Source organism: Bacillus cereus group sp. MYBK108-1, assembly GCF_051917185.1.
GTDB classification, from domain to species: Bacteria; Bacillota; Bacilli; order Bacillales; family Bacillaceae_G; genus Bacillus_A; species Bacillus_A cereus.
On record NZ_JBQAHZ010000017.1, the window covers coordinates 104112 to 114341 of the forward strand.

Consider the following 10230-nt stretch of genomic DNA (forward strand, 5'->3'; position numbering starts at 1 on the left):
GAGAAAATGCCTGGGAATAGTAAAGAAAGAAACGTTGTTCTTAATTTTAAAATGGATGGCCAAGTTCAGTATGCAAATACATTGAAACAAATCAATATGGTTATGAATAATGCAGCGAAAGAATATAAAAATCATATTGCAGCAATGGGCCAAGATGCGACGATGACTGATAAACTTCTTGCTGAAAAGAAGAAGCTTGAAATTCAAATGGAAGCAGCCAAGAAACGTACAGCTATGTTACGTGCTGAATATCAAGCTATGTCTAAGGACACAAGTACAACCGCCGAACAACTCAATAAGATGTACGGGAAGTTGCTTGATGCAGAACGTGCTGAAACTTCTCTTGATAATGCAATGAAAAGAGTGAATGAAGGTCTTTCCGAGCAAGCAATTGAAGCCAGAGAAGCACGCGGAACTTTACTGGATTTACAAGAGAATTCTAAAAAGCTTGAAGCGGAACAAAAGAAATTAACAAGCTCTTTCAAACTCCAAAATGCTGAATTAGGAGCAAACGCTAGTGAAGCGGATAAGTTGGAATTAGCGCAGAAACAACTACGTCAGCAAATGGAAATGACTGATAGGGTCGTCCACAACTTAGAACAACAATTAAGTGCCGCAAAGCGTGTGTATGGTGAGAACTCTACTGAAGTGCAGCAACTTGAGACTAAATTAAACCAAGCAAAAACTACATTAAAGCAATTCGAAAATTCCTTACAAAGTGTTGGGCGAAGCGGTTCACAAGCTGCGGATGGTATGGCGGAAATAAATAAGAAACTTGATATGAACAATTTAATGGAAGCCGCTGAAGTCCTACAAGGAATATCTGAAAAGTTAATTGAAATGGGAAAGTCGATTGTAAATACAGCAATAGAGTTTGATGGATCGCAGAGGAAAATTCAGTCGTCATTAGGTTTGACTGGGAAAGGTGCCGAAAATCTTCAAAAGATTGCTGTTGATACTTGGAAAAAAGGTTTTGGTGAAAATCTTGAAGAGGTAGACAATGCGCTTATAAAAGTCTATCAAAACATGAGAGATGTTCCATATGACGAGCTACAAGCAACAACTGAGAACGTTATGACGCTTGCGAAAGTATATGATGTAGATTTAAGTGAAGCAACTCGTGGTGCAGGTCAATTGATGACTCAATTTAATTTATCTCAAAAGGAAACATTTGATCTGTTAGCTTATGGCATGCAAAAGGGTTTAAATTACTCAGACGAATTATTTGATAATTTGGCTGAATATTCGCCTATCTGGTCTGAAATGAAATTCAGCGCTCAAGATATGTTCGGCATGCTCATTGCTGGGACTGAAAATGGATCCTACAATTTAGATCGATTAAATGACGGGATGCTTGAATTTAATAACCAATTATTGTACGGCGGTAAAGATGTAGGTGAAGCCTTTGGTGAACTTAGTGAAAAATCTCAAGGGCTATTTAAAGATTTCAAAGACGGAAAAGCATCAGCCTCGGATGTATTTAAATCGGTAATAACAGATTTGCAAGGAATGGACGATCAAGTTAAACGTAATACAATCGGACAGACCTTAATGCGTACTTTATGGGAAGGACAAGGAAAAGAAGCGATTTTAAGTTTAGGTGACATTCAAGGAGCCTTGGGTGATACTGCTGGAGCAATGGATGAAATGAAAAAACTCCAAGAAGAATCACTTGGGCAACAGTTTCAAAAAGCATTAAGAGAAACACAGGCTGCATTAGAGCCGCTTGGAAAGAAATTTGCTGAATTAGCTAAAGATATTTTACCTCCAATAGTTGAGGGAGTTAAATCTGTAATGGAATGGTTCAGTAAATTGTCTGAGGCAGATCAAACACTTTTAATTGTGATGGGAACATTAAGTGCCGCGTTTATTATTCTAACCCCAATTGTGGCAGCTCTCGCTGTTTCATTTGGTGCGTTGAATCTTGCCTTTTTACCTGTGATAGCTACGATTGCAGCAGTCTCCTTGGTGATAACTGGTATCATCATGTTAATAAGAAATTGGGGTGAAATAACCGATTGGCTTTCTGAAAAGTGGTCTGAATTTAAAGATTGGTTTGGTGAATTGTGGGATAGCATAGTTCAAACTTGTGAAGATGCTTGGTCATCCACAGTTGATTACTTTTCTGGAGCATGGTCAGATTTTTTAAATATGGTGAACGAGTTCTTTGAACCTATGGGTCAATTTTTTGCTGATCTATGGACTGGAATTTCTGATACGGCATCGGAAATTTGGACAGGTATTACTGATTATTTTTCAGAATCGTGGTCTTCATTCATTGAATTAGCAGATAGTATATTGTCTCCTTTAGGTGAATTTTTCAGTGGATTGTGGACGGGTATTGTTGAAACGGCAACTTCTATTTGGGATCAATTAAAGGCAGCTTGGCAAGAAACCTGGGATACAATACTCACAGTTTTAGATCCGATTATTTCAGCAGTTTCCACAGTTTTAGAAGCAGGTTGGCTACTCATTCAAGCAGGGGCACAAATTGCTTGGGCGGCAATATCTCAATATATTATACAGCCGATTCAGGAAGCGTATGATTGGATAAGTGCGCAAATTGGTGAATTAGTCACATGGCTTAGTACGCAGTGGGAACTTATAAAGGCTGCTGCACAAGTTGCTTGGGGCTTATTTAAACAATATATTACTCAACCTGTTCAAGAAGCATGGGATTGGGTTAAAGAAAAGTTTGGCGATTTAGTTTCTTGGCTAAATTCACAATGGGAAACAGTTAAATCATATACTTCTGCAGCATGGAATCTAGTAAAACAATATGTCATTCAGCCTGTTCAGGAATTGTGGAATGCAACGAAAGAAAAATTGAATGATTTAGCGAATTGGATACTAGGTAATTGGGCCAAAATCCAATCTTATACACTTACGGCATGGAATCTAGTTTATAAATATATTATTGATCCAGTGATTTCAGCTTATAATTCTGCAAAAGAGAAATTCAATGATATGTACAATACAGCACGGGAAAAATTTGATTCTGTAAAGAATGCAGCGCAAGAAAAATTTGATGCAGCAAAGAGATTTATCGTTAATCCGATAAAAGATGCAGTAGATAAAGTAAAGGGATTCATTGATAAAATCAAAGGGTTTTTCAGTGATTTGAAATTAAAGATTCCGAAACCGGAAATGCCTAAAATGCCACACTTTAGTCTGCAGACTAGTACGAAAAATATTTTGGGTAAAGACATTACTTTCCCATCTGGGATCGATGTGCAATGGCGTGCAAAAGGAGGTATCTTTACTAGACCTACCATTTTCGGTATGAGTAATGGTCAGTTGCAAGGTGCAGGAGAAGCGGGGAGAGAAGCAGTTTTACCGTTGAATAAAAAGACATTAGGTGAGATTGGTGAAGGGATTGCAGCAACGATGTCTACTGAACCAACTGTAATTAATATTTATAATCCTTCAGTGAGGGATGATCGTGATATCGACCGCATGGTCGGAAAAATAGATGATGCACTTGCTCAAAAAGGGCGTAATTCAAAAATAGGAATAGGGAGGACTTAAATTGCTAGACATAGGTATCGATAATCAGTTAGCGAGTGACTATGGAATATGTATGGTAGAGCGCCCTGTTATTCCTACAGCAGAACAAGAAGTAGAACATATTGAAGTGTCTGGTAGACATGGTTCACTTACAAAAAAAGGGGCGTTTAAAGACGTCCCTTTAAAAATAAAGTTCAATATGCTTGAAGAAGAAAATATTAAGCCGTTAGTGCGACGTATGAAGGCTTGGTTGATGAATGGAAAGACATTATATTTTACTGATGATGATGTGTACCGAAAAATTAAACATGTTGTAGTAGGTGATATTGTAAATGAAATTGAAGAACACGGTGAATTTGAAGTGGATTTTAAGTTAGATCCCTTTGAGTATACAGAGGATGTAAATTTAAAGCTCACCAAACCTGGTGTAATTTATAATCCAGGTACAATTGAGTCTGATCCTAAGTTTTGGATTGTGGGAAATGGTACTTTCCGTATAACAATCAATGACGTCTCTTTTCAAATAAAAGATGTGAATGGTTCTGTTGTCATAGACTCAGAAATACTTGAAGCATATACCGATACCATATCAATGAATAATAAAATGGTTGGGCAGTTCCCTATATTCAACGTAGGAGAAAATACAATAGAGTGGTCAGGAGCAATTCAATTTATGGAAATTCGACCTAGGTGGAGATATAAATGATTACTTTATATAAACCAAATGAGACTGACTTTACACACAATGGTATAGGGGCTTTAGATAAAAATATTTATAACGCAACTGTTGAGGAAGAACTCAATGGTTTATTTTTATTTTCATTTAGTTATCCATTGTTTGCACCACGTGGTCTGGAAATAGAGGGAATGAGCATTATTAAAGTTCCAACTCCTGATGGTGAACAACTATTTCGAGTGGCAGCTCCTAAAGTCAGTATGGGTGAGATTACAGCGCAATGTTATCACATTTTTTATGACTTAACAGAAAATCTAATTGAAGACATTTTCGCTGAAACAACAAATGGTAATGGAGCTATGAATCGTATGTCAGCAGGATGCCAATACAAGCATCCTTTTCAGTTTTATTCAGATGTACCAAAGAAAGCAAGTGCACGTATTGTCCGTAAAAATCCTGTGGAAGCATTATTGGATTCTAGTCAAGACAATTCATTTGTTAATCGTTGGGGCGGCGAATTAAAACGAGATAATTTTGATGTGAAGATGCTACAAAATCGTGGTATGGATCGTGGGGTAGTGATTCGCCATAAGAAAGATTTATTAGGATATGAAGGTAATGTGGATTGGAAAAGTCCCATAACTAGAATCATGCCACAAGGTTTTGATGGGTTATTTCTTCCTGAAAAGTATGTGGATAGCCCACTTATAAATAAGTATCCTCATCCTAAAATCAAAGTGGTTGAATTTAAACACATTAAAGCAGCTATTGGTGAAAATGCTGACGATGAAGATGCAGTTCCGTTAGAAGAAGCATATAGGTTATTACGCCAGGCAGCTAAGGATATGTTTGCTATTCAAAAAGTTGATCAGCCTAAAGCAAATTATAACGTTAAGTTTCAGGAGTTATCACAAACGGAAGAGTATAAGGATTATAAGCATTTACAAAGTGTTTATATGGCAGATACGGTTACGGTTGAGCATCAAGAAGATGGTATTGATATAAAGGCGAAGGTAATTGCTTATAAATATGATCCAATAAAAAAAGAGTATCTGGATATAACCATTGGTAACTTCAAAGAATCCTTTACGGACGTTTCCGGTAGGGTTGACCTAGTACAAGAAGAGTTATCCAATATGCCAAGCTCTATTTTAGATGCAGCAAAAGCAAATGCTACAAGCCTTATTAATTCAGGATTTGGAGGACATGTCCGTATTTATCCAGATCGTATTTTAATTATGGATACGAAAGATGAAAAGAGTGCTAAAAAGGTTTGGCAATGGAACTTGAATGGATTAGGGTATTCTTCCACAGGTGTGAATGGACCATATGGAACTGCCATTACAAGTGACGGAAGAATTGTTGCTGATTTTATTACTGCAGGTACGTTGAGTGGAAATCTTGTGCAAGGTGGAGAAATAACAGGTGCAACATTACGAACTTCAGATAGTGTGAACTATGTAAATATCTCAAAACAATTTATACGCTTGTATGAGTCATCTAGAACAAGGGTGTTTGTAGGGTATTACAAAAATAGTAGAAATGAAATACAACCTACTCTTATTTTAGGTGGAGATTCAGATTCCACAGGGGCAAATGGAGCTATTATGGTATACCAATTCTCAGATACAAGTGTTAAGTCTGGTGGAATTGGAATTACAAAAGGAATCGATGGCAATGGATACTTAAATGCAGCTTCTTTATACTTTTCGCAAACAGGGAATGCAATGCTTGATGCTGACAAAATGATTGTCCTAAATGCTCAAACTGATATGAGGTTTAAAGTCAAAGATCAGTTCCGCTTTTATCGTAATGACAATTGGATTGCGAGTATTGGAGTGTCATCTGGAGGAGATACAGATATCATACTTCCAAATGCGATGATACGAAATTCGAGTTACGAAAATGGTTATATTCAAGTAAAGACAGCTCTTGGATCATATTATCAAGGAGTAATTGCTTCAGATTTCAAAGTTTCTTCAAAAGAAACGTATAAAACCAATATTCGTCCTATTACATCCAGCTTACTTGAAAAGGTAATGGAATGGGAAATTAAACAGTACAATTTGAAAACCGATATTCCAAAACTGTATGAGATGCGTATGAATCGTAAAGAAGGAGAGCCGACAATTACTACAGATGCAATTCCTACACATTATGGTTTAGTTATTCCAAAAGAAGCAAAAGAAAATGGTGTAGGTCTATACGGGATGCTTTCACAATTGACGAGCGCATTTCAAGAGCATGTGATAAAAACGGATGCTAGATTGGAAGAATTAGAGCCATTAAAGCCTAAAGGGAATATAAAGCATAGGAACAGGGTGAAACGTCAGAGAAGACCGCCTAGACACATAAAAAGGGGTAGCTAGAAAGGGGTGTAGTCATGCGAAATGAGGAAATTATGATAGATTTGGCAGATCCTGTGTTTACAAAAACAATTCGCTCTCGGCAGAATGACAAGAATGGATTGAAGCTTACTGTGTACGTAAGAGAAAAAGGACAGAAGGTGGATTTAACAGGATATGCGGTTAAATATGAAGCGACAAATCATACAGGAGTGTTCATTCGAGATGATGCTCAAATAGTTGATGCAAAGAATGGTGTGTTTTTATATACATTTACATCTCAAGCTGTTTCTACATCGGATGATTGGACAGCTTATTTTGTGATGGAAAAAAGTACAGAACGAATGAGTACACCAGACATTCGTATTACATTAAGACGTGATGTGAAAGAAGGGAATATTAAAATCGAAAATTACATTTCTGATTTTGAGATTCTTAAGAAAACGATAGACGAGTTACAGAGAAAATTAAATACAATGGATGTCGTTAAGAAAAGTGGAGACACCATGCCTGGCAATCTTTTGTTTGACAGGTCAAGTACAGACAAGACGAATAAAATAGCATTCTCTACGGCAGGAGTGGAAGAGCTCAACTTCTACCAAACTGGCGATGGATATTACGGGATTAGGGATGTTAAGGGTGATCAAGGTGTTTGGGACTATAATCGTAACAATAAAACGTTTAGCGTTTCTGCTAATACAAACCTTGTTAAGAAAGCTGGCGACATCATAAGTGGAGTTCTTGAATTTAAGAGCGATAATGCAATTGTATTAGGTAGCCGCTCGTTTAAAACAGTTCTTCACAAGGGAGCACAAGGGGCCCTTATTATTGCGCCTTCAACAGAAGAGCAAGGAGATAGTTGGGATTGGTCAAAGCGAGTTGAAATCAGGCCAGATGGTACTATCAAACAAGCAACTGATACAGGATGGATTAATCTTGCTACAACTGGGGTAGAAAATATTCCTGATAGAATTTTGAAGTACAAGAGAAGTGGGGATCAGATTACTGTAATCGGATCAGTTAAATATCTAGCAAGTACAACAGTATTTGCAACCCTTCCGGCTGGATTTCGCCCTGTACAAAATATTGCTTTCCCAGCACTTGCATATGGCAATGGACCAACTGCTTGTGAAGTTACAGTTAAAAGTGATGGTGGAATTTTCTTGAATGGTGTTCAAAATGGAAATGTCATTCATATTGCGATGAGCTTTTTAATTTAGATATTACAGATTAAGCGTGCATAAGCAGGCTTTTTTATTTTGCTAAAAAGGGAGATGAGAACAGTGGAGGAACAGATTTTCAATTCAATGATTCAACAAGGAGCATTCGCAGCGTTATTTGTGTGGATGCTTTTTACTACGCAAAAAAAGAATGAACAGCGTGAAGAACAGTATCAAAAGGTCATTGAAAAGAACCAGGGTGTAATTGAAGAACAAGCAAAAGCATTTGGTTCACTTGCAAAGGATGTATCAGATATTAAACAAAAAATTATGGGGAATGGTGACGACAAATGAAAAAATCTATTAAATTATTAGCCTCAATTTCTACTGCAGCTATCATTGCATTTACTTCAACAGGTAGTGTCTTTGCTGATCGAGAAATGATTATTCTAGGGTTACCTAAAGTCGAATATCGCAATGGGTATGGAGCGTATGAAGGTGTAGTAGCACATTCTACAGCAACTCCTGAAGCGCCTGCTATTAATATCCGAAACTATGAAGCAAGAACATGGCGTTCCGCATTTGTACATTATGCAACAGATTGGGATGAAACAATTCAAATTGCTTCTACTAAGTATCAAGCATGGGGAGCAGGCCCAGCAGCCAATAAACGATTTGTTCATGTAGAGCTCTCTGAAACTAGTGACCCTATTAAATTTAAAAAATCCTATGAGAGATATGTGAAGTTACTCGCTAAGATTTTACGTGATAGAAACATTGATCCATCCATTGGATTGTGGACGCATAAAGATATTACGTATAAGCTTGGTGGCACAGATCACGAAGATCCGATTGACTATCTTCGCAGTCATGGTGTATCGGAATCAAAATTCCGTGCTGATGTATTAAAAGCATATAATGGAGATTCTATTTCAGTTGAAGCGAAACCACAGCAACCAAATGAAGTACCTGGTGTTATTAATGAAGTGGGAGTAGCGTATATTGATGGATACAATGTAAACCTTCGTTCTGGTCCATCCACAACAAATAGTGTTATTCGTAAATTACAAAAAGGTGAATCATATAAAGTCTGGGGTAAAGTAGGAAACTGGTTGAATCTTGGAGGAAATCAGTGGATTTATAACGATTCATCATACATTCGCTATAAAGAAGAAGCGTCATCTGTGGAAGGCAAACGTGTAGTTTCTAAAGTGAATGACTTGCGATTCTATTCAAAAGCTTCCTGGGCCGATAGAGATGTTGCAGGAACTGTCGATGAAGGATTAGGATTTACAATCCTTGATAAAGTATCTGTAAATGGCTCGCAGCAATATAAAGTGAAGAATAGTAGAGGTAATGTGTTTTATATTACAGCTATTTCTTATTATGTAGAAATTAAATAATAAGCATAAAAAGTGCCGGCTCTTAATTGAGTCGGCTTTTTTGCGTTATAAGATGTTGAATTAATTGCGTGTGATTTTTAAATCTAGTAGACTAAAAAGTAAATTATTAGAAAAGGAGTGACAATATGGAAAGGAGTCAACTTTTAAAAGACTTAGTTAGTGGGAAAGAAAGTCTTGAAAATATTCTTCTAAGATTAAAAGTAATTTTATCAGACCTGGATAATGAAATAATTATGGATTGGATTAACGGAGAATTGGAGGGGTTTGATAATAATGATAATCTTCCTTCATATAGAAAAATAAAGGGGTCCCCTGTAGGTACATTTATTGTAAACTATACGATTAAATATACAGAAGCCTCGGTGCCATTGGAAGCTTTAATACCTCAAGAAAAAATAGATATGCTTACCAGAGTTAATGTAAATGACAGTATTAACACACTTCAAGAAATAGTACTTCGAGAAAAAAACACTCACTATGGGAGAGTTGTCCCAACAGCTTTATGCCATGCTATTTCAACGGAGGAGCTTCAAATTGCTGGAATGAGGATAGCTTGTCCTTTAAATTTAGTTAGCAAGGTGATTGCTAATGTTAAATCAAAACTAGTCGATATTATTATAGAGTTAGAGAAACAATACGACAATTTGGATGAAATGGATATAAAATCTCAAGTAGAAGAAGATTCTTCTAAAAAAGAACAGGTGGTATTTAACATAGAGCAAATAATTTTTGACGAATCCATAAAATTAGGGGATAAGAATAAAATGAATAAGTCTAGATTAGGTAATTGGTTTGGTGGGGGAAAATGAGTATAAAAATCGGTAATAAAAACAAAATTAAAAATTCTTCTATTGGTCATCAATATAATGCGGCAACTCCTACTGAGAAGAAGTCTTTCGCTGAAAGACACCCTATTATTATCTCATTCTTAGTTTCCTTAGTTGTAGGATTTATTTTACTTTTTTCTTTTTGGAAACCTATTGTAGAATGGATAGAAAACCTTTTTTGATTTTTAAAAGCCAACTTAATATGAACTGCACCCCAATTGTTAGACACAGTCTAACAATTGGAGGTGCAGTTTTTTGTATGACAAAATTTACGAAGGATTTAAAGTTAACGCTCGTTCAAGGATTTAATCC

The 10230-nt window shown here is 36.5% G+C and carries 8 protein-coding genes; all 8 read left to right on the forward strand.

Translation table 11 applies throughout. The features are described from left to right. The first annotated feature begins 6 nt into the window (after positions 1-6). The 8 genes from ACTFSL_RS21055 to ACTFSL_RS21090 all read left to right on the forward strand — a co-directional run bounded on the left by ACTFSL_RS21055 (position 7) and on the right by ACTFSL_RS21090 (position 10100). Complete coding sequence (locus ACTFSL_RS21055) at positions 7-3528, forward strand: phage tail tape measure protein (protein ID WP_440042339.1); 3522 nt, start codon at positions 7-9, stop codon at positions 3526-3528. A 1-nt stretch (position 3529) separates the two neighbouring features. Continuing rightward, complete coding sequence (locus ACTFSL_RS21060; RefSeq protein ID WP_042596650.1) at positions 3530-4213, forward strand: phage tail domain-containing protein; 684 nt, start codon at positions 3530-3532, stop codon at positions 4211-4213. Next, positions 4210-6552: a phage tail spike protein gene (locus tag ACTFSL_RS21065; RefSeq protein WP_440042341.1), complete on the forward strand. Its 2343-nt coding sequence runs from the start codon at positions 4210-4212 to the stop codon at positions 6550-6552. The genes ACTFSL_RS21060 and ACTFSL_RS21065 overlap by 4 nt, the downstream gene beginning before the upstream one ends. A 14-nt stretch (positions 6553-6566) precedes the next feature. Further along, positions 6567-7748 (forward strand): BppU family phage baseplate upper protein, encoded by a 1182-nt coding sequence (locus tag ACTFSL_RS21070; RefSeq protein WP_440042342.1) that lies wholly within the window; start codon positions 6567-6569, stop codon positions 7746-7748. 63 nt (positions 7749-7811) lie between these two features. Continuing rightward, positions 7812-8042 carry a BhlA/UviB family holin-like peptide gene (locus tag ACTFSL_RS21075; RefSeq protein WP_103652651.1) on the forward strand — a complete coding sequence of 77 codons (231 nt, stop codon included), beginning with the start codon at positions 7812-7814 and terminating at the stop codon, positions 8040-8042. Further along, positions 8039-9091: an N-acetylmuramoyl-L-alanine amidase gene (locus ACTFSL_RS21080; protein ID WP_440042344.1), complete on the forward strand. Its 1053-nt coding sequence runs from the start codon at positions 8039-8041 to the stop codon at positions 9089-9091. The genes ACTFSL_RS21075 and ACTFSL_RS21080 overlap by 4 nt, the downstream gene beginning before the upstream one ends. Before the next feature lie 125 nt (positions 9092-9216). Continuing rightward, a complete protein-coding gene (locus ACTFSL_RS21085) occupies positions 9217-9900 on the forward strand; it encodes an AbiTii domain-containing protein (RefSeq protein ID WP_440042345.1) in 684 nt (227 codons plus the stop codon). Next, complete coding sequence (locus ACTFSL_RS21090; protein WP_440042346.1) at positions 9897-10100, forward strand: hypothetical protein; 204 nt, start codon at positions 9897-9899, stop codon at positions 10098-10100. The genes ACTFSL_RS21085 and ACTFSL_RS21090 overlap by 4 nt, the downstream gene beginning before the upstream one ends. Positions 10101-10230: the final 130 nt, after the last annotated feature.

Excerpts from the sequence above, each read along its gene's own strand:
- ACTFSL_RS21055 (WP_440042339.1), top strand. The coding sequence starts at position 7 with ATGCCTGGGAATAGTAAAGAAAGAAACGTTGTTCTTAATTTTAAAATG.
- ACTFSL_RS21065 (WP_440042341.1), top strand. The coding sequence starts at position 4,210 with ATGATTACTTTATATAAACCAAATGAGACTGACTTTACACACAATGGT.
- ACTFSL_RS21070 (WP_440042342.1), top strand. The coding sequence starts at position 6,567 with ATGCGAAATGAGGAAATTATGATAGATTTGGCAGATCCTGTGTTTACA.
- ACTFSL_RS21080 (WP_440042344.1), top strand. The coding sequence starts at position 8,039 with ATGAAAAAATCTATTAAATTATTAGCCTCAATTTCTACTGCAGCTATC.
- ACTFSL_RS21085 (WP_440042345.1), top strand. The coding sequence starts at position 9,217 with ATGGAAAGGAGTCAACTTTTAAAAGACTTAGTTAGTGGGAAAGAAAGT.
- ACTFSL_RS21090 (WP_440042346.1), top strand. The coding sequence starts at position 9,897 with ATGAGTATAAAAATCGGTAATAAAAACAAAATTAAAAATTCTTCTATT.